The sequence below is a fragment of the Pseudoalteromonas sp. T1lg21 genome (assembly GCF_002964625.1).
Taxonomy (GTDB): Bacteria; Pseudomonadota; Gammaproteobacteria; order Enterobacterales; family Alteromonadaceae; genus Pseudoalteromonas; species Pseudoalteromonas gelatinilytica.
On record NZ_PQBX01000034.1, the window covers coordinates 12,472 to 31,559 of the forward strand.

The following is a 19,088-nucleotide window of genomic DNA, read 5'->3' on the forward strand; positions in this document are numbered from 1 at the left end:
CGTTGCTTTACTGAGCTTAAACCAACGTAAGAGAATGGCCTTATCCGATAACCTATTTGCTTTTTTATCATCAACATAAAGCACAACATGAGTATGGTTACTCATCACCGCATAAGCGCACACATCAATACAAAACACTTTTGCAAGAAAAAGTAGGCGTTCTTCAACCCACCCTCGACGGTGTTCATATGATTTACCTGTGAGTGCGTCTTCACCACAAAGATAAGCGCGTCTAACGCAACGGGAAACACAATGGTAATACCTGGTGTTCGACAAACAGATTTGCCGCTTCCTTGCTAAAGCCATCGTCCACTCCTTGAACTGATAATTTGAAATGCATTAGCTGTAACTAAAGTGTAGACAAAAAATTTTGTGCTGCAAGAGCACTTAAATGTAGTGACTGTCCATTTAAATTTGTTCATCTAGATTTCAACTGAGTACTGGACTTAAAGTGACGGACTTAAAGTGACTGTCCACGTAAAGAATAAAGAGTTAGATTTCAACTGATTACTAGGCTTAAAGTGACTGTCCTCGTAAAGAGTTAAACACTTTGTTACGGAAAAAAGCTGTTCAAATATCGTCAAAACCCTATACTGCGAACAACAAGAAAAAAGATGAGGTTTTCTCGTGCAGTTCACTCAAGGTATGGAATACTTCTTTTCTGGCTTTAAATTAATTAGCCAAAAGGGGTTGAAACGTTTTGTATTTATTCCTTTAACAATCAATGTCCTGCTTTTTGGTAGTTCGCTGTTCTTTTTGTATGGCTGGCTCACCGATGGCTTTGCTTACATGAACTCGTTATTGCCAGACTGGCTTAGCTGGCTCGAATGGTTAATGTGGCCGATTGCCGTGTTGGTAATTTTATTCAGTTACAGCATGCTCTTTACGGTTATAACGAATTTTATTGCGGCCCCATTCAACGGCCTGCTCAGTGAAAAAGTCGAGCTTTACTTAACTGGGCAAAAAATTAATGACGACAGCCTTTTCGATACAATGAAAGATGTGCCACGCATGCTCGGCCGTGAGTGGACAAAACTGTGCTATTACCTGCCACGTGCCATAGGCTTTTTTATTTTACTTTGGATTTTACCTGTGATCGGGCAAGTTTTATGGGTGCTATTCACCTGTTGGATGTATGCGGTTCAATACGAAGACTATGCGTTCGATAACCATAAAATTAGCTTTAACGAAATGAAAGACGACTTAAAGCAAAAGCAAACACTTTCTTATGGTTTTGGTTTAGCTGTCATGATTTTAACTGCTATCCCATTCGTAAACCTAATTGTTATGCCCGTTGCTGTTTGCGGTGGCACACGATTATGGGTCGATAATTACCGTAGTAAATACCGCTCGTAAATTCACTGTTTAGATACCTAATAAAAAGGCCAATAGGGTGAGCTATTGGCCTTTTTATTTTCAAATAAATGTTAACTATAGAGACTTTGCGGCACCTTAGTTACATTTAAATGTACGGTGACTTCTTCACGGTCATGATACAAATGTTTAGCTTGTAATTCGTAACTTACACCATACTTTTCAAGCTCTTCTTTAATCATTTTTAAACACTCATAAACACTATCAAAGCGCTTTTTCATCGGTAATTTAAGATTAAAAATAAGCTCTTTTGCGTAGGCATTCACCGCCCAATCAATCATAAGATTAGTTACTTTTGTCGGCTTTTCCACCATGTCACAGACTAACCAATGAATATTGCGCTTTTCTGGGCGATATTTAAAACCATCTACCCTAAAGTGCTTAACCTGCCCTGTTTCCATCAAATCATCATTCATTGGGCCATTGTCAATTGCACTTACAAACATGCCACGGCGCACCAGTTGATAAGTCCAGCCACCTGGGCAAGCACCTAGATCAACCCCTCGCATTCCTGGTTGCACACGGTCTTCAACTTCATGGGGTGGAATAAATACGTTAAAAGCTTCATCAAGTTTTAGCGTCGAGCGGCTCGGCGCATCACTCGGCATACGTAAACGCGGAATACCCATAAAAAATGGTGAGTTATTAAATGTATACGAGTAGCCAACATAAGCACTGTCGTTTGCTAAAAATAACACATGCATAACAGGCTTTTTCTCAGCAATTTCGCGTGTCACTTTAGAGCGTTTTTCAAGTGACTTTTTCAGTGGCGTTGAAATCTTTTTACAAAACTTACTCAGCTCTTTACCTTCGTTGGTATCGGGTGTTTCTACACGTAAGTCGCCACACTCAGGAAAGTCGGCGGCAGCATCAACAATGGCGCTAACGCGGTCTTCAAGTGGCATGTTATCGACTAGGGTGCCAGTAAACCATTGGCGCGCAAATACCATATTTTTGAAATCTACTTTTTTCATGATTTCATCGCCGTGACTCGCATCAAAGCATTCGTAAACAACAATACCCGTATTTGGTTTTGTTTTTACGTAACCTGCAAATCCTTGTTCAGCAGCCTGAAAAGTAATTTCAGCAGCGGCATCATTTTCAAAACCACTGCGACAATAAATAACTACACTCGACATAGATAACCCTTAAAACTTATATCGTGCGGCTTGAACTAATAAAATAGCCCAACCAATAATAAAACAAACGCCGCCAATTGGGGTGATAGGCCCAAGCCATTTCATGCCCGTTAATGCGAGTAAATACAAACTACCGCTAAATAACACCGTACCCGCGATAAAAAAACCACCAGCCCAATTTAAGTTCATGCCCCACTTAATTAAGATAGCAATTGCTATCAATGCAAGGCCATGCACCATTTGGTACTCAGCGGCGGTTTTAAAAATTCCAATCGCATACTCAGAAACACGGCTTTTTAGTCCATGAGCAGCAAAGGCGCCAAGCATCACCGAAAGCATGCAAAATAAGCTGCCAATCATTAAATATAGTTTGATCATTGTTCATCTCCAGCCACTAAATTCATAATAAACTGCGCTGCATAATCCGCAGCTTGCTGTAAGTTTTCTTGCTCTGTAATGCCACTTTTTTTACGTGGTTTTAATGAGTGGTCACCATCTTTGAGAAATTTAATCTCTGGCGGGTTAACCATTTCAAGGTCAGCCAGTTCTTGCTGAGAGCCAAATGTATCGCGTTCACCTTGCAGAACTAAAAATGGACATGGCATATCAACAAAATGCTCTATACGCAGTTTTTCGGGTTTACCCGGTGGATGAAACGGATAGCCAAAAGCCACAACACCAGCAATATTAGCCAAACCCTGCTCAGTACAAAGCATTGAAGCCATACGTCCGCCCATAGATTTACCACCTATAAATAGCGGTAGCTCTGGCTGGCATTCAGCTAAAACCTCTGCAAAGTAGGCAAGTAGTTTAGGAGCGCGCTCGGGTGGTCTACGCTTGCCTGTTTCTTTTGCAATTTGCATATACTGAAAATCAAACAGCGCTACATCAATATCATGCTGACTAATCAAGTTAGCCATTGTTTGCATAAACTCAGAATCACTGCCTGCCCCTGCACCATGGGCAAATATAAACTGTGCACGCGCCTTGCCCGTTGCACTTTTAAACCACTGTAACATGTTAATACTCTTGTTCTTGCTCTACTAAGCTCAACATCCAGTCTTTGAAAGACACTATTTTGCCAAGCTCTGTTTGCGATTCGCGGATCACTAAATAGTACGCATTTTTACTTTCTAACGAGTGATTAAATGGAATGACGAGTCGACCCGCATCAATATCAGGTTTTGCTAAAACGCTATTACCAATCGCAACACCCTGCCCATGCACCGCAGCTTGTAATACCATCGATGAGTGACTAAAAATTGGCCCTTGGTTAACTTGTACATTGCGCACACCTGCTGTTTTCATCCACGTTTTCCAATTTTTACGGGTGGTATCATGCAACAAGGTATGATTTGCCAAATCGCTGGGTTGATTAAGAGGCTTAGGGCCTGTTAACAACAAAGGGCTACATAATGGCACTAAGTATTCAGTGTGCAGCTTATAAGTCTGTACGCCACTCCAGTGGCCACGGCCATAATAGATAGCAATATCTACATCGTCAGAAAGTGAATTTTCATCCTGATCTTGTGCTTTAATTCGCACGTCGATTTCTGGGTGTAATTCATTAAATAAACTAAGCCTGGGTACTAACCATTGAATTGCAAAACTTGGCGTTAAACTTACCGTGAGTGACCCTTTCGCACCTCGGGCTAGTAGTTTTTCTGTGGCATCAATCAGCTGAGTAAAAATTTCTTTTATATCTAGAAAGTAGCCTTGGCCTTCTTCGGTTAACAGCAAAGAACGATTCTTACGTAAAAACAGCTTTAAACCTAAATGCTCTTCAAGGGTTTTAATTTGGTGGCTCACCGCGGCCTGCGTTACATATAGCTCTTCTGCCGCTTTTGTAAAGCTCAAATGGCGGGCAGCGGCTTCGAATGCTTTTAATGCATTTAAAGGAGGTAAACGACGAGACATAAACACCAAGCTTAGAATTAGTTTTTCTTATGCGTCGATTATAGCGATACAAATAAAAAAAGGCGACCATGGTCGCCTTTTTCATACTTATATACCCAAACCACCTCAAGCTGCGAGTTTCAGTTGGAATTAAAAGCGATTTAGGCAAGGCATTGATTGCAAGTAATAGTGGTTCTATTATTAAAATCAATAACGCAGTATAAATCGCTTTTAAACCAACCCTTCGGGCGCTTCACAGGCACTTACTCTCATCGTTGTTACTTTTTAAAAGGGACTGCCATTCTTGCAAAGTAACGCCTTGATATTAAGCACCTGTGAAACGCTGAATTCTGCATCTTGAGGAGGATTGGGTATATTATCATAAATCGCTTGCGCTAGTATCGAGTGGTGCAAAGCTCTTAACTAAGTCATCAACCGCTTTCATTTGCGATAAATAACCTTCTAGCTTGCTTAGTGCTAATGCACATGGACCGTCACATTTTGCTTCATTCGGATTAGGGTGCGCTTCAATAAATAAACCTGCAATACCTAATGCCATGCCACTGCGAGCAAGTTCTGCAGCTTGTGCACGGCGACCATCTGCAGAGTCAGCACGGCCTCCTGGGCGTTGTAATGCATGCGTTGCATCAAAGATAACCGGCGCCATAGGCTTCATGTCATCCATACCAAGCATATCAACCACAAGGTTGTTATAACCAAAGCTCGTACCACGCTCACACAATGCAACATTGTTGTTACCCGCTTCATTAAACTTCTTAATGATATGACGCATTTCGTGTGGTGCTAAAAACTGTGGTTTTTTCACATTGATAATGGCACCCGTTTTTGCCATAGCAACAACTAGGTCAGTTTGACGAGCAAGGAATGCTGGTAACTGAATCACATCAACCACTTCAGCTACAGGAGCAGCTTGATGCGGCTCATGTACGTCGGTGATCAGTGGCACATTGAAAGTAGATTTAATTTCTTCAAAGATTTTTAAACCTTCTTCCATACCCGGACCACGGTATGAATTAATTGAAGAGCGATTCGCTTTATCAAAAGACGCTTTAAACACGTATGGAATGTTTAGCTTTGATGTAACTTCTACGTAATGCTCAGCAATACGCATCGCTAAATCACGTGATTCAAGTACGTTCATACCGCCAAACAAGACAAATGGTTTATCGTTGGCTAATTCAATCTCGTTAATTTTAATTAACTGGTTGTTCATTTCTATTCCTTAAGGTGCAACAGCTTGTAGCATTAATCCACAAATATAAGCCATGTAGGTACCAACACCATAGCCCAAAACAGCCAGTAATACACCTACTGGCGCAAGAGACGGATGGAAAGCTGATGCAACAACAGGTGCTGATGCTGCGCCGCCTACATTTGCTTGAGAGCCTACTGCCATATAAAACAGCGGTGCTTTAATTAATTTCGCCACAATAAGCATTAAGCTTGCATGGGTAATCATCCAAATCACACCCAGTACAAAGTACATTGGTGAGTCAAAAATCGCAGTGATATTCATGTGTAAGCCAATTGAAGCAACAAGAATATATAAAAAGCTTGATGCTACTTTTGACGCGCCAAAAGCTTCAATATGGCGAACTTTAGTAAACGATAAACTAATACCAATTGTGGTTGAGATAACGATTAACCAAAAGAATTTACTGTTTAAACTATATTCTTGTGCCCAAGGGAAGTTAGCCCCAAAAAACGGACCTAAAAAGTCAGCACAAAAGTGCGCAAGACCCGTAATACCAAAGGCAATTGCGATAATCGTCATGTAGTCATTTAAGGTTGGCATACGCGCATGCTCAGCATGATATTTTTCTACGCGTTCTTTAAGCTCTTCAATGGCACGCGTATCTGCGCCCGTTTTTGCATCAATCGCTTTATGGTTTGCAGCCATTAATAACAATACGGCCATCCATAAATTCGCCACAATTACATCAACGGTGACCATTGCAGAGAAAATATCACCGCCTACTTCAAACATTTCTTTCATTGATGCTTGGTTTGCACCGCCACCAATCCAACTACCAGCAATAGTCGTCATACCGCGCCAAACTGCATCAGGGCCATGACCACCCACCGCTTCTGGGTAAACGGCACTCATCACTAAAATAGCAAGAGGTCCACCAATAACGATACCCATGGTACCCGTTAAAAACATGATTAATGCTTTTGGACCCAGGTTAAGAATCGCTTTTAAATCAATACTGATGGTAAGCAATATTAAGCAAGCTGGCAGTAAATAGCGCGACGCCACAAAATAAACATTTGAAGAGTGACCATCAACAATACCAAAGGTATTGAGTAACGAAGGTAAAAAATAGCAAAGCAATAACGCTGGTACATATTTATAAAATTTTTGGAACGCAGCATTATTACTGTGAGAGGTTTTAAAAATAAACCCCAAAATAACGGCAAGCAAACCAAGTACGACTGCGTCATTGGTAATTAGCGCACTGTGGGCGTCAGTCATAAATGTTCCTTTAAATTAGTGGTGTGTATTATTGTTGTCTTCAATTTCAGCAATTTGATGCTGAATAATCTCAATTGCGGGATCATCTGGGCACTCATTAACAAAGTACTGCAGATCATCACGCGCCATTTTGGGGCAATCTAACTGATTAAGTAAATAGCCTCGGTCACGACGTTCGTACGGATCGTCACCTAACAATTCCATCAGCATTTCAACGCAATGCAACGCATGGCCAAATTTACTTTCGCTAATAAAAGACCATTTTTGCTGAGCTAAATACAATTTATACAGCTCTTCATCAAAAATAAGTTCTAACGGCTCTTGCTCATCACCATTTTCTTCACAGGCATTCTCTGGCGTTATATACCAACTCTGCTGACCTGTGCTTGGCTCAATTAAGTAACCTTCTTCATCACTCATACCAACATGCACATGCACTTCGCCTTGGCTAAGCGTAACAGTGGCATCCAATTCAGCATGCTGTAATAAATGACACAGTAAAATCGCCAGCGTGGTTTGCGTACCGCTACGCATGGTAATGGTGTAGCTAAAGCTATTTAATGTGTACTCAGGCACTTTTAAGCTAGATGAGCTAAACAGCCATTGCTGATAAAAGGTATCAAGTAAATTATCGAGACGCTCATGGGGTTCTTTAAATTCAGCACAAAGGGCTGTTACCCTGTTCTCAAGCTCATAAAGCGTGTCATAACAGGCTGTTAAATCAGCTTGTTGATCCCACTTTAATTCTGCGTCGATACAACGATAAAGCACTTTAGAAGAAAATGTGTCAAAGGCCTCATCTTGATAGGGTTCATTTTGATCTTCAAACCAAGGGGTGGTCATTTATACTGCTACATCTCTTTCAAAAACGAACAGCTAGTTTACCTACTTTTGCCCTAAGTTACCAATACTGAGCGATGAGATATAAAAAAGCGGTACGACAGCACAGGCCATCAAATACCGCTGAGGGATTCTTATAAAAGAAGTGCAGTTTTAGCAGACGCTAAATAACCAATTGCTAATAAAATAAGGGTGGTTATAGCAAGTAGTACTACTTTCGCGCTTTGTGCGCTCTGCTTAGCTGCAACAATGCCTAGCACAATATAAGCAATAACTAAGATTATCTTTTCTAATAACCAAGATTGCTCAAGTGGGTTAAACCCTGCCATCACAATCAATGCAACTGCCGATACTAGCAATAAAGTGTCGATACTGTGACTACCAATAAACACCACTTTATTTTTTGCCAGAGCGCCCGTCTTTAAACGTGAAAATGAACGAACGTAAAATAAGATAATACTCAACACGGCAAATAACATGTGAGTATGTTTTACTGCTAAATAATCCATATGCCCCTAATTTTATTTTAATTAATCTGGATAACGTACAAGTACGTCTTCTATTTCTTTCACGCGCTGATTAAACACGTCAATCAGCTTAGGATCAAATTGTTTGCCCTGTTGTGAGTTAATTTCTTTTACTACATCATCAAGAGACCATGGTTCTTTGTAGCAGCGCTTATGACGTAGTGCGTCAAACACATCGGCTAAAGCCACAATACGACCCGCAATAGGAATATCCTCGCCTTTTAGACCTTTCGGATAGCCTGAACCGTCCCAACGCTCATGGTGCGATAATGCAATAATAGCCCCAGTATTAACGATGTCACGATTTGAATCTTTTAAAATTAAATGACCTTTTTCAGCATGCTGTTGCATGATAGCCCATTCTTCATCAGTCAGTGGCCCAGGCTTATTTAAAATGGCATCCGGAATACCGACCTTGCCAACATCATGCAGTGGCGCTGCCAAGCGAATAAGTTCGGCTTCGCGTTTAGTTAGGCCATAACCCATCGCCAGCTCGTAACAAATATGCGAAACGCGTTTTACATGGTTACCTGTTTCTGTTGAGCGTTGTTCTAGCGCTTCGCTCAGTCTAAAAACCAATTCTTGTTGTGTTGCTTCTATTTCAGATTGTAGCTGCACATTTTCATAGGCCAACTGTACATTTTGCGAGAAAATTTCAATTAAATGGCGCTGAGTATCGGTCAAATGCTTCGGAATACCTGAAATAAATAACATCGAGTTGTGATTACATTCACTGCAACAATAGGCAAATAAATAGTTTTCACGGTAAACAATGGTTTTTTCACTTAATGCTTGTTGGCAAGCTTGCAGCTGCTCGTCGCTAAGTACGTCTTCAATTGCTTTACCTTCACTGCGCTCAAACTCACCACTACCCGAAAACACGACAAGCTTTTTTTGGTTATCCAACGGATTACTCGCAACTAAGCTTGTTGCATACATGGCCTGATCGACAGTACCCAGTAATGAGGTAAGTTGTTGCATCACCCCTTCAATAAAGCTTTCAAGTGAATGGGTCGAGAAAATATCGCGTGATGCTTTAATAATTTTTTCAAGGCCTTGGCGAGATTGTTCAATCGATAAAATATCGCGATAAGAACGTAAGCTCGACATCACCACAGTAAACAGTTTTTGTGCCGTTAATTCAGTTTTTGATTTGTAGTCATTAATATCGTAATTAACGATAACTTGTCGCTCGGGTGCTTGACCTGGCTGACCAGTTCGAAGAATGATACGAATGTGATTATTTTTTGCTGTTTCGCGAATGAACTTAGCGACTTTGAGGCCTGCATCGTCGGTTTCCATTACCACATCGAGTAATACGATTGCAGCATCAGGATGCTGTTGAATTACTTGCTTGGCCTCTTCACCTGAATAGGCACTAATAAACTCTAATCGTTTATCTTGAAATTCAAAGTCACTCAACGCAAGCTTTGTTACGGCATGTACTTCTGGCTCGTCATCGACGACGATGACTTTCCAACTACCCTGAACCACCTCATTTACTTCATCAAGTGCTTCATCCGAAAACAAAAAATCATCCATTGTATGGGATCCTCAAAGGCTATGTACGCACAGTGCACTTCATTATTATTTAAGCCATTGTGCTAACGTTACACGGTCATTACCGCCAAGATCTTTAATTGTAAGTATATGGCTATACGACATTTGTGCAAAAAAATCTTGAACCATCACACTTTGTTTGTAGCCATGTTCAATTAAAAGATAGCCATTTGTTGCTAAATAGTCACGCGCGATAGTAATAATTTGTTTAATATCAGCCATACCGTCATCATCTGCAACTAATGCAGAGAGCGGTTCAAAGCGCACATCACCTTGGTTTAAGTGCTCATCATCCTGTTCTATATACGGTGGATTGCTGACAATTAAGTTAAACTTTTGCGTATTTACGGCACTAAACCAATTACTCAAGGCAAAATTAGCATTGTTGATTGCAAGTCGCTGTTTATTTTCTTTAGCTAATTCGACAGCATCAGCCACCCTATCAACCCCTGTCACCTGCCAACTTGGCATTTCACTGGCCAATGCCAAGGCAATTGCCCCTGTCCCAGTGCCCAAATCAAGCACGTTTGCATCAGCAGGTAATTCAAGCCCTAAAGCATATTCAACTAACGTTTCGGTGTCGGGTCTTGGAATTAAAGTCGTTGGGTTGACCTTTAAAGGAAGGCTCCAAAATTCACGAAAACCCACAATATGCGCGACAGGTTCACCATTTAAACGGCGCTGGCATGCTTGCTCAAAATCGAGCTGTTGCTGTTCGGTGAGTTGTTTTTCTGGCCAGGTAAATAAGTAACTGCGAGGTTTATCTAGAATGGATAATAACAGGACTTGTGCGTCTAGTTTTGCACTGTCGCTGCTTGGCGTTAGTAACGCCGTCGCAGCAACAATGGCTTGTTCGATGCTTTGTGGCACGATTATTCATCGCCCATCGCAGCAAGTAAGTCAGCTTGGTGTTCTTGCATCAGTGGTTCAATTACACAGCCTAAATCACCCGCTACCACTTCATTTAAGCGATAAATGGTTAAATTAATACGGTGATCGGTGATACGACCTTGCGGGTAATTGTATGTACGAATACGCTCAGAACGGTCACCACTCCCTACGAGGTTACGACGCTCTGATGCTTCAGCCGCTTGGCGCTTTTCATCTTCAGCTTGTTGTAAACGTGCACCAAGTACAGACATCGCTTTAGCACGGTTTTTATGCTGTGAACGCTCGTCCTGACACTCAACAACCACACCTGTTGGGATGTGAGTAATACGAATTGCCGAGTCCGTTTTATTTACGTGCTGACCACCGGCACCCGATGCACGGAACGTATCAACTTTAATATCCGCTGGGTTAATCTCAATTGCTTCTGCTTCAGGAATTTCAGCCATAACTGCAACTGTACAGGCTGATGTATGTACACGGCCTTGCGACTCAGTCTCTGGTACACGTTGTACACGGTGCGCGCCCGATTCAAACTTCAAACGACCATACACACCTTCACCTGAGATATGTGCAATCACTTCTTTGTAGCCGCCGTGTTCACCTTCGTTAGTACTCACTACCTCTACTTTCCACTTTTTAGTTTCAGCGTAGCGGCTGTACATACGGAATAAATCACCTGCGAAGATAGCAGCTTCATCACCACCGGTACCCGCACGAACCTCTAAATAGACGTTATTATTGTCTTTAGGATCTTTTGGCAGCATTAGAATTTGGATTTCGTCTTCTAAAGCGGTAATTTGTGCTTTTGCTTCTTTATATTCTTCTTGCGCCATTTCACGCATGTCAGGATCAGAGTCTTTTAGCATTTCTTCAGCTGTAGCAACATCATCTTGTGCTTGTTGGTAAGCTAAAAATGCTTTTACGATTTCTTCTAATTCTGAGTATTCTTTAGATAAGGCACGAAAGCGATTTTGGTCGCTGATCACAGAGGGGTCGCTTAGCAGCGCTTGCACTTCCTCATAACGCTCTACTAAGGTTTCTAACTTTCTATAAACAGACTCTTTCATTTAACGACTATTCCTGATCAATACCTAACATTTTCTTTAATTGGCTTAACTCGGCTGCTTCACCTTTTTTAGCAGCATCTTGAATGGCACGGGTAGGTGCGTGCATCAAGCGGTTGGTCAGTTTATTTGCCAACTCGAGTATAACTTTCTCTGCCTCTTTACCTGCTTGTAGCTGGCCAAGGGCTTTTTCGACAAGTTCTGACTTAATATCTTGTACATCGTTGCGATAATGGCGAATTAAATCCACCGAATCGAGTGAACGCAACCACATAGCAAATTCATCGGTACGTGAGCGAATAATAGCTTGCGCTTGCTCAGCAGCCTGCTCACGGGCGGCGATATTCTCGCTTACTATGGCTTGTAAGTCATCAACTGAATACAAATAGGCGGCATCTAGTTCGCCTACTTGGCTTTCGATATCACGCGGTACCGCAATATCAATAAATAACATTGGCTTGTGGCGGCGCTTTTTCAGCGCTTGTTCTACCACCCCTTTACCAATGATTGGCAAAGTACTAGCGGTTGAACTAATAACAATATCAGCGTCGTGTAAACGCTCAGGTAACTGGGCAAGTGCAATAACATCCGCATTAACGTCGCTTGCTAGGGTTTTAGCGCGTTCAATGGTGCGGTTTGCCACCGTTATTTTTTGCGGATCGTTTTGGTATAAATGCTTAGCAACCAATTCTATGGTCTCACCCGCACCAATCAGCAGTACATTGGTTTTATCTAACTTGCCATAAATGTGCTTAGCAAGATTAACCGCGGCATAAGCAACCGATACAGCGCTGGCTCCAATGTCGGTTTCGGTACGCACTTGTTTTGCCACTGAAAAGGTTTTTTGGAACAAGCGATCAAAGGTCACACCAATGGCATCATGAGTTTTGGCATTATGGTAGGCTTGTTTTATTTGCCCCAAAATTTGCGGTTCACCGAGTACTAACGAATCAAGCCCACATGACACCCGCATTAAATGGTTAATTGCTTCATTACCTTCATGGTAATAGGTGTTACTGCTCAGTTCTTGTTCATCCAAACCATGGAAACTGGCTAACCAGTGCAACAGGGTTTGGGAATTACGCTCGGCAAGGCTACAATAGATTTCAGTTCGGTTGCAGGTCGAAACAATAACCGCTTCATTAAAATGCGCGTGACCGCTTAATTGCTGTAACGCCTCAGACATTTGCTCAGGCGAAAACGCGACTTTTTCGCGTAATTCTACGGATGCGGTTTTGTGATTTATACCAAGTGCTACGATGGTCATATGTACCAAATATTGCTAAGCCCAGCTGTAAAGGCATTAATTTTACCAAAAATCAGCGGAATATGGAAAGTAAGGAACGACATTTGATTAAACAATATTTGATTTTATTCATGTTTTTTTTATTTATTGGTGGTTGTGCGCAAAAAATTTCAACCGTTGATTACATTTATCCTGACTGGAAAAGCCGATTAGAACAACACGCACAGTGGCAAGTACAAGGAAAAATGGCGTTTATTAGTACCGAACAACGTCAATCGGCCAACCTAAACTGGCAGCATGATGAACAACAAAGTGACATGGTGCTTACCAGCTTTATTGGCACCCGTATTTTATCTTTAAAACAAAATGCCAACGGTGCCGAGCTTGAATATGACGGCGATGTGTATACCGATCGCGATGCCTCAATGTTGTTATATCGGTTAACCGGTTTTTCAATTCCTCTAGATAATGCCGCAAAATGGCTAAAAGGCACCGTCGAAAACGACCAAGCCAGCTATGATGAGCAAGGCCGATTAAAAAGTCTTATTTGGCAAGCTCACAATGGTCAAAAGTGGCAAATCACCTACTCAGATTACATTAAGCAAGATGGCTATTGGCTTCCTGTTAAGCTCAGCCTCAAAAACCAAAAAATCCGTATTAAAATTCAACTTAATGATTGGCAGTTAAATTAATCATGACGCACGTATCAACCGCTCCGCTAACGTTAATAGCACCAGCAAAACTAAATTTATTTCTTCATATTAATGGTCGCCGTGAAGATGGCTATCATGAACTTGAAACCCTGTTCACTTTTTTAGAGTATGGTGACGAGCTTACATTTACTGTCACTAACGACTCAGAAATTAAAGTAACAGGTGATACAAACGGCATTGAGCTTGAAGATAACCTTATATATAAAGCCGCTCGTTTATTACAACAGTACGGTGATTGTAAACACGGCGTGCGTATCGAATTATTAAAGCGCTTGCCGATGGGCGGTGGTGTTGGCGGTGGCTCATCCGATGCAGCGACAACCCTCCTTGCCCTAAATAAGCTATGGGGCTGTGATTTAACGCTGACAGAATTAGCAGAACTTGGGGTGAAATTAGGCGCTGATGTGCCGGTATTTATTAATGGCCACACTGCCATAGCCCACGGTATTGGTGAGCAACTCGAAAATGTTGAGTTACCACCAAGCTGGTTTTGTGTCATTCATCCTGGGGAGCATGTTAGCACCGCGAAAATTTTCACCCACCCTGATCTAAAACGCGATACACCTAAGCTAAAAGCAGACTGGCAAACAGAAAATTTAGGCAATGATTGTGAGGCTTTGGTTAAAAAGCTCTGCCCCGAGGTTGAAAAAGCCCTGCAGTGGTTGCTAAAATACGCCCCGTCAAAGATGACTGGTACAGGCGCTTGCTGCTTTGCTGAGTTTTCAACCGAGGCACAAGCACAACAAGTTTTAGCTCAGTTACCAGAAAAATGGACAGGTTTTGTTGCAAGTAGTGCTACACTTTCACCTGCTCATACAGCATTAAATGCTCACTTTGAAATGAAGTAACGTACAAGTAAATGTTAACCTGCTTTGGTGCCTACCATAGCCTGTTAGTCCCAAAATTCAGTGCCTGAGGAACCCTACCGTGCCTGACATGAAGCTCTTCGCTGGTAACGCAACACCTGAGCTAGCTCAAAAAGTTGCAAAACGTTTGTATATTGAATTAGGCGATGCTGTTGTTGGCCGTTTTAGTGACGGTGAGATCAGTGTTCAAATTAATGAAAATGTTCGTGGCTCTGACGTTTTCATCATTCAATCAACCTGTAACCCTACTAACGATAACTTAATGGAGCTTATCGTTATGGTTGATGCCCTACGTCGTGCATCTGCTGGACGTATTACCGCAGTTATCCCTTATTTTGGTTACTCACGTCAAGACCGCCGCGTGCGTTCTGCGCGTGTACCAATTACAGCTAAAGTAGTTGCAGATTTCCTTTCAAGTGTTGGTGTTGACCGCGTTCTTACGGTTGATTTACACGCAGAACAAATCCAAGGTTTCTTCGACGTACCAGTTGATAACGTATTCGGTAGCCCAGTACTACTAGAAGATATGAAAGAGCGCGACTTCGAAGACGTAGTTGTTGTTTCTCCTGATATCGGTGGTGTTGTTCGTGCTCGTGCAATCGCGAAGCTATTAAACGACACTGACCTAGCAATTATCGACAAGCGTCGTCCACAAGCAAACGTTTCACAAGTAATGCACATTATTGGTGACGTTGAAGGTCGTGACTGTATCATCGTTGATGACATGATCGACACCGGTGGTACTTTATGTAAAGCAGCAGCGGCGCTTAAAGAGCATGGTGCAAAACGCGTATTTGCTTACGCTACTCACCCAGTACTTTCAGGCAATGCAGCTGAGAACATCCGTAATTCAGTGATTGACGAAGTTATCGTGACTGACTCAATTACACTGTCTGATGAGCTTAAAGCAATTGATAAAATCAAAGTGCTTACGCTTGCAGATATGCTTGCTGAAACAATCCGTCGTATCAGCAACGAAGAATCTATTTCAGCGATGTTTGAACACTAATCAACATCACTGTGATACTGAAAAAGCACCGCCTAGGTGCTTTTTTTGTAGTCGTTATTTATTTTCCCCGAAAGGGGTGGTATGATAGCGCGCCTTTTGGCTAGGGACCTTGGTCGCAAAGGCCCTAAGACTATTAATTATTGGAGACATTATGTCAACTTACACATACAATGCAGAATTACGTACAGAAACAGGTACTGGTGCGAGCCGCCGCCTACGCCGTGAAGATAAAGTTCCTGCAATCCTTTACGGTGCTGACAAAGAAGCTGCATCAATCGTTCTTGCACACAAAGATATGATCAAAGCGCAAGAAGACGAAGGTTTCTACACGCACATCCTTACTTTAAACATCGGTGGCGAGTCAGTTGAAGCTATCCTTAAAGATATTCAACGTCACCCGTTCAAGCCTAAGATCACTCACTTAGACTTCCAACGTGTAGATGCTTCTCACAAACTTCACACTAAAGTGCCAGTACACTTCATCGGTGAAGAAAAAGTAACTAAAGCAGGTAACACTGTTGTTCACCAATTAACTGAAATCGAAATCACGTGTCTTCCTAAAGCACTTCCTGAGTTCGTTGAAGTTAACGTTGCAGGTTTAGTAGCTGGTGATTCAATCCACCTTTCTGACCTTAAACTTCCTTCAGGTGTTTCATCTGTTGAGCTAGCTAAAGGCGCTGATCACGATCAGTCTATTGTTACTGTTAAAGCTAACAAAGCTGCTCCTGCTGAAGAATCTTCAGAAGACGCTGCAGAATAATTTTTAAGGTGTAAACACCTTGAATTCTATTCAAATGCTTGTGGGCCTGGCTAATCCAGGCCCCGAATACGCAAACACACGCCATAATGCAGGTGCTTGGTTCATCGAAGAACTGGCTGCACGCTATAACTGCACACTCAAACATGATCCTAAATATCACGGCCTCACCGGCAAAGTGATTATTCAAGGCCAAGAATTTAAATTACTGATCCCTACAACTTATATGAATTTAAGTGGTAAGGCGGTGAGTAGTCTCGCAAATTTCTTTAAAATCCCTGTAGAAAACATTCTCGTTGCTCATGACGAAATGGATCTTGAACCTGGGGTTGCAAAACTTAAAAAAGGTGGCGGCCACGGCGGTCACAATGGTTTAAAAGATATTATTGCGAAAATGGCAAACCAAAAAGATTTCATGCGCCTTCGCATTGGCATTGGTCATCCAGGTCACCGAGAAATGGTAACCGGTTGGGTACTTGGTAAAGCTGCGAAAGACGATCAAGAAAAAATGGACGCTGCCGTTGACGAAGCAGTTCGTTGTATGGAAATACTTGCAAAAGATGGTGTGTTAAAAGCACAAAACAGACTACATTCATTTAAACCTTAATCCGTTTTAATGAAATTACACAAGGTATCTTACTATGGGTTTTAAATGTGGCATCGTTGGCTTGCCAAACGTTGGTAAATCAACACTATTTAATGCACTAACTCAAGCGGGTATTGAAGCCGCTAACTTCCCTTTCTGTACCATTGAACCAAATACAGGTGTGGTACCGGTTCCTGATGCGCGCCTAAATGACTTAGCCGCTATTGTAAATCCTCAGCGTATTTTACCAACGACAATGGAATTCGTTGATATTGCCGGTCTAGTAAAAGGCGCATCTAAAGGTGAAGGTTTAGGTAACCAGTTCCTAGCAAATATTCGTGAAACAGATGCAATTGGTCACGTGGTTCGTTGTTTTGAAGACGAAAACATTGTTCACGTTGCTGGCACAATTGACCCTGCTGATGATATCGATGTAATTAACACCGAATTAGTTCTTGCTGATATGGACAGTGCTGATAAAGCACTCGTGCGTAACGCTAAAAAAGCGAAAGGCGGCGATAAAGACGCTAAAGAACAAAATGCAGTGTTAGAAAAAGTAAAAGCGCACCTAGATGAAGGTTTAACGTTACGTTCATTAGCACTTACAAAAGAAGAAAAAGCGGCAATTAAGTCTCTTAACTTCTTAACGATTAAACCAACAATGTACATTGCTAACGTGGCAGAGGATGGGTTTGAGAATAACCCTTACCTAGATAAAGTACGTGAAATTGCCGCTGCTGAAGATGCCGTTGTTATTCCAGTATGTGCTGCAATTGAATCTGAGCTGTCTGAGCTTGAAGAAGAAGATAAATTAGAATTTATGGCTGACTTAGGCTTAGAAGAGCCAGGTCTTAACTTAGTGATCCGTGGTGGTTACGAGTTACTTAAATTACAAACTTACTTCACTGCTGGCGTTAAAGAAGTACGTGCATGGACAATCCCAGTCGGTGCGACTGCGCCACAAGCCGCTGGTAAAATCCACACTGACTTTGAGCGCGGCTTTATCCGTGCACAAACAATTGCTTTTGACGACTATGTCGCGTTTAAAGGTGAAAGTGGTGCAAAAGAAGCGGGTAAAATGCGTCAAGAAGGTAAAGAGTACATCGTTAAAGACGGCGATGTGATGAACTTCTTATTTAACGTATAAGCCATTCGCTTATTCGATTTTAAAAGGCTCGTTTTTACGGGCCTTTTTTATTGCCTAAATATTCCCTAAAACTCCCTAAACATGATGAGCGATGCCTCCTTGCCTCTAAACGCTCTCTTGCATGATGCAGCGTGAATTTATGCAAAACCGTAAATCGTATTTTTAAACACCCTAAAGAATAATGAGTGATCACGACAGTTAATAGAGGATAGTTTTCAAAGCTCACAACCAATTTTGCAAACTGCTGACTGCGTGATTAGCAAATTGTGGGTATTTAAAAAGTAAAAACTAGGCCGATTAATCGCAAATTTGCCTGTATAAAATCATTCGCTTTTCATTTTTTGCAGTTAAACACGTTAAAAAAACACACTTACTAATTTTGAAACTTGATTTTTGTATGAAAATCAAGCAACTTAAAATCTGAGTTTTAAAACTCTTATTATGCATTTGGGAATTAAACTCAAAAATTGCAGTCAAAAAAACAGCAATTTAAATGAAATTTAGCCACTTAGCTTAATTTTAATGCAAACAAACACTGATAAGCATTTTTTTGCAAAAAAGGTGTTGACGGATTTGGGTCATATCAGCATAATACGCCCCGCACTCAGCGATGAAGTGATAACAAAAAAGATGGCTAAGTAGCTCAGTTGGTTAGAGCACATCACTCATAATGATGGGGTCACAGGTTCAAATCCCGTCTTAGCCACCATTCTTTTTTGTAGCTCAATGAAGAGTTTAAAATAACTACCAGTACTTTTAGTACAAACGATGCGGGAGTGGCGGAATTGGTAGACGCGCTGGATTTAGGTTCCAGTAACTTCGGTTGTGAGAGTTCAAGTCTCTCCTTCCGCACCATGTTCTTGATAAGAACCAAAACTATCAACTTATTCTTTGTTGGGATATCGCCAAGCGGTAAGGCAGCAGGTTTTGATCCTGCCATTCCCAGGTTCAAATCCTGGTATCCCAGCCACTTTCT

General features: G+C 41.7%; 19 protein-coding genes, 3 tRNA genes and 1 pseudogene. 10 read left to right on the forward strand and 13 right to left on the reverse strand.

From position 1 onward, the window contains the following. Positions 1 to 306 (reverse strand): annotated as a pseudogene (locus C2M25_RS21950) (transposase); the annotation flags it as partial. Between the two features lie 339 nt (positions 307 to 645). On the opposite strand from C2M25_RS21950, the gene cysZ reads away from it, so the two are divergent. After that, positions 646 to 1,356: a sulfate transporter CysZ gene (gene cysZ / locus C2M25_RS06990; RefSeq protein WP_199775162.1), complete on the forward strand. Its 711-nt coding sequence runs from the start codon at positions 646 to 648 to the stop codon at positions 1,354 to 1,356. A gap of 71 nt (positions 1,357 to 1,427) precedes the next feature. Here cysZ and rlmM read toward each other — a convergent pair whose 3' ends face one another. The 12 genes from rlmM to hemA form a co-directional block, all read right to left on the reverse strand. Next, complete coding sequence (gene rlmM / locus C2M25_RS06995; RefSeq protein ID WP_105180757.1) at positions 1,428 to 2,513, reverse strand: 23S rRNA (cytidine(2498)-2'-O)-methyltransferase RlmM; 1,086 nt, start codon at positions 2,511 to 2,513, stop codon at positions 1,428 to 1,430. A 9-nt stretch (positions 2,514 to 2,522) separates the two neighbouring features. Next, a complete protein-coding gene (locus C2M25_RS07000; RefSeq protein WP_063706069.1) occupies positions 2,523 to 2,891 on the reverse strand; it encodes a DUF423 domain-containing protein in 369 nt (122 codons plus the stop codon). Continuing rightward, entirely contained in the window at positions 2,888 to 3,532 is a 645-nt protein-coding gene (locus C2M25_RS07005; RefSeq protein WP_105180758.1) for an alpha/beta family hydrolase, read from the reverse strand. The genes C2M25_RS07000 and C2M25_RS07005 overlap by 4 nt, the downstream gene beginning before the upstream one ends. A gap of 1 nt (position 3,533) precedes the next feature. Then, complete coding sequence (locus C2M25_RS07010) at positions 3,534 to 4,430, reverse strand: transcriptional regulator GcvA (RefSeq protein ID WP_063706073.1); 897 nt, start codon at positions 4,428 to 4,430, stop codon at positions 3,534 to 3,536. Between the two features lie 358 nt (positions 4,431 to 4,788). Next, positions 4,789 to 5,643 (reverse strand): 3-deoxy-8-phosphooctulonate synthase, encoded by an 855-nt coding sequence (gene kdsA, locus C2M25_RS07015; RefSeq protein ID WP_054561809.1) that lies wholly within the window; start codon positions 5,641 to 5,643, stop codon positions 4,789 to 4,791. Positions 5,644 to 5,652: 9 nt separating this feature from the next. Continuing rightward, a complete protein-coding gene (locus tag C2M25_RS07020; protein ID WP_063706075.1) occupies positions 5,653 to 6,906 on the reverse strand; it encodes a DUF819 family protein in 1,254 nt (417 codons plus the stop codon). A gap of 15 nt (positions 6,907 to 6,921) precedes the next feature. Then, positions 6,922 to 7,749, reverse strand: coding sequence for a tetratricopeptide repeat protein (locus tag C2M25_RS07025; RefSeq protein WP_063706077.1), 828 nt, complete (start codon positions 7,747 to 7,749; stop codon positions 6,922 to 6,924). 131 nt (positions 7,750 to 7,880) lie between these two features. Further along, entirely contained in the window at positions 7,881 to 8,255 is a 375-nt protein-coding gene (locus C2M25_RS07030) for a SirB2 family protein (RefSeq protein ID WP_063706079.1), read from the reverse strand. A gap of 21 nt (positions 8,256 to 8,276) precedes the next feature. Continuing rightward, on the reverse strand, positions 8,277 to 9,815 hold the full coding sequence (locus tag C2M25_RS07035) for a response regulator (RefSeq protein ID WP_063706081.1): 1,539 nt from the start codon (positions 9,813 to 9,815) through the stop codon (positions 8,277 to 8,279). Positions 9,816 to 9,860: 45 nt separating this feature from the next. Continuing rightward, complete coding sequence (prmC, locus tag C2M25_RS07040) at positions 9,861 to 10,703, reverse strand: peptide chain release factor N(5)-glutamine methyltransferase (RefSeq protein WP_105174583.1); 843 nt, start codon at positions 10,701 to 10,703, stop codon at positions 9,861 to 9,863. Positions 10,704 to 10,705: 2 nt separating this feature from the next. Continuing rightward, positions 10,706 to 11,791, reverse strand: a complete 1,086-nt coding sequence (prfA, locus tag C2M25_RS07045; RefSeq protein ID WP_063706085.1) for a peptide chain release factor 1 — start codon at positions 11,789 to 11,791, stop codon at positions 10,706 to 10,708. Positions 11,792 to 11,798: 7 nt separating this feature from the next. Next, entirely contained in the window at positions 11,799 to 13,055 is a 1,257-nt protein-coding gene (gene hemA / locus C2M25_RS07050; RefSeq protein WP_063706087.1) for a glutamyl-tRNA reductase, read from the reverse strand. A gap of 83 nt (positions 13,056 to 13,138) precedes the next feature. Between hemA and lolB the strand changes: the two genes are divergently transcribed. From lolB to C2M25_RS07095, 9 genes are all read left to right on the forward strand, one after another. Next, positions 13,139 to 13,726, forward strand: coding sequence for a lipoprotein insertase outer membrane protein LolB (gene lolB / locus C2M25_RS07055; RefSeq protein WP_082874092.1), 588 nt, complete (start codon positions 13,139 to 13,141; stop codon positions 13,724 to 13,726). Between the two features lie 2 nt (positions 13,727 to 13,728). Then, positions 13,729 to 14,595 carry a 4-(cytidine 5'-diphospho)-2-C-methyl-D-erythritol kinase gene (gene ispE / locus C2M25_RS07060; RefSeq protein ID WP_063706092.1) on the forward strand — a complete coding sequence of 289 codons (867 nt, stop codon included), beginning with the start codon at positions 13,729 to 13,731 and terminating at the stop codon, positions 14,593 to 14,595. 79 nt (positions 14,596 to 14,674) lie between these two features. Beyond that, entirely contained in the window at positions 14,675 to 15,622 is a 948-nt protein-coding gene (locus C2M25_RS07065) for a ribose-phosphate pyrophosphokinase (protein ID WP_063706094.1), read from the forward strand. Positions 15,623 to 15,773: 151 nt separating this feature from the next. Then, positions 15,774 to 16,382 (forward strand): 50S ribosomal protein L25/general stress protein Ctc, encoded by a 609-nt coding sequence (locus C2M25_RS07070; protein WP_063706096.1) that lies wholly within the window; start codon positions 15,774 to 15,776, stop codon positions 16,380 to 16,382. 19 nt (positions 16,383 to 16,401) lie between these two features. After that, the gene (gene pth, locus C2M25_RS07075; protein WP_082874093.1) at positions 16,402 to 16,986 is read left to right on the forward strand and encodes an aminoacyl-tRNA hydrolase; all 585 of its coding nucleotides are present in this window, start codon (positions 16,402 to 16,404) and stop codon (positions 16,984 to 16,986) included. A 34-nt stretch (positions 16,987 to 17,020) separates the two neighbouring features. Further along, positions 17,021 to 18,112, forward strand: coding sequence for a redox-regulated ATPase YchF (gene ychF, locus C2M25_RS07080; RefSeq protein ID WP_063706100.1), 1,092 nt, complete (start codon positions 17,021 to 17,023; stop codon positions 18,110 to 18,112). A 632-nt stretch (positions 18,113 to 18,744) separates the two neighbouring features. Then, positions 18,745 to 18,821 (forward strand) — tRNA-Met (locus C2M25_RS07085). Positions 18,822 to 18,882: 61 nt separating this feature from the next. Next, a tRNA-Leu gene (locus C2M25_RS07090) sits at positions 18,883 to 18,967 on the forward strand. 40 nt (positions 18,968 to 19,007) lie between these two features. Then, positions 19,008 to 19,082, forward strand: a tRNA-Gln gene (locus tag C2M25_RS07095). Positions 19,083 to 19,088 lie beyond the last annotated feature (6 nt).

What these genes read in the sequence shown, in the direction of transcription:
- cysZ (WP_199775162.1), top strand. Translation starts at nt 646, where the DNA reads ATGGAATACTTCTTTTCTGGCTTTAAATTAATTAGCCAAAAGGGGTTG.
- ychF (WP_063706100.1), top strand. Translation starts at nt 17,021, where the DNA reads ATGGGTTTTAAATGTGGCATCGTTGGCTTGCCAAACGTTGGTAAATCA.
- rlmM (WP_105180757.1), bottom strand. Translation starts at nt 2,513, where the DNA reads ATGTCGAGTGTAGTTATTTATTGTCGCAGTGGTTTTGAAAATGATGCC.
- C2M25_RS07005 (WP_105180758.1), bottom strand. Translation starts at nt 3,532, where the DNA reads ATGTTACAGTGGTTTAAAAGTGCAACGGGCAAGGCGCGTGCACAGTTT.
- C2M25_RS07000 (WP_063706069.1), bottom strand. Translation starts at nt 2,891, where the DNA reads ATGATCAAACTATATTTAATGATTGGCAGCTTATTTTGCATGCTTTCG.
- C2M25_RS07035 (WP_063706081.1), bottom strand. Translation starts at nt 9,815, where the DNA reads ATGGATGATTTTTTGTTTTCGGATGAAGCACTTGATGAAGTAAATGAG.
- prfA (WP_063706085.1), bottom strand. Translation starts at nt 11,791, where the DNA reads ATGAAAGAGTCTGTTTATAGAAAGTTAGAAACCTTAGTAGAGCGTTAT.
- C2M25_RS07025 (WP_063706077.1), bottom strand. Translation starts at nt 7,749, where the DNA reads ATGACCACCCCTTGGTTTGAAGATCAAAATGAACCCTATCAAGATGAG.
- ispE (WP_063706092.1), top strand. Translation starts at nt 13,729, where the DNA reads ATGACGCACGTATCAACCGCTCCGCTAACGTTAATAGCACCAGCAAAA.
- kdsA (WP_054561809.1), bottom strand. Translation starts at nt 5,643, where the DNA reads ATGAACAACCAGTTAATTAAAATTAACGAGATTGAATTAGCCAACGAT.
- C2M25_RS07010 (WP_063706073.1), bottom strand. Translation starts at nt 4,430, where the DNA reads ATGTCTCGTCGTTTACCTCCTTTAAATGCATTAAAAGCATTCGAAGCC.
- C2M25_RS07030 (WP_063706079.1), bottom strand. Translation starts at nt 8,255, where the DNA reads ATGGATTATTTAGCAGTAAAACATACTCACATGTTATTTGCCGTGTTG.
- hemA (WP_063706087.1), bottom strand. Translation starts at nt 13,055, where the DNA reads ATGACCATCGTAGCACTTGGTATAAATCACAAAACCGCATCCGTAGAA.
- C2M25_RS07070 (WP_063706096.1), top strand. Translation starts at nt 15,774, where the DNA reads ATGTCAACTTACACATACAATGCAGAATTACGTACAGAAACAGGTACT.
- C2M25_RS07020 (WP_063706075.1), bottom strand. Translation starts at nt 6,906, where the DNA reads ATGACTGACGCCCACAGTGCGCTAATTACCAATGACGCAGTCGTACTT.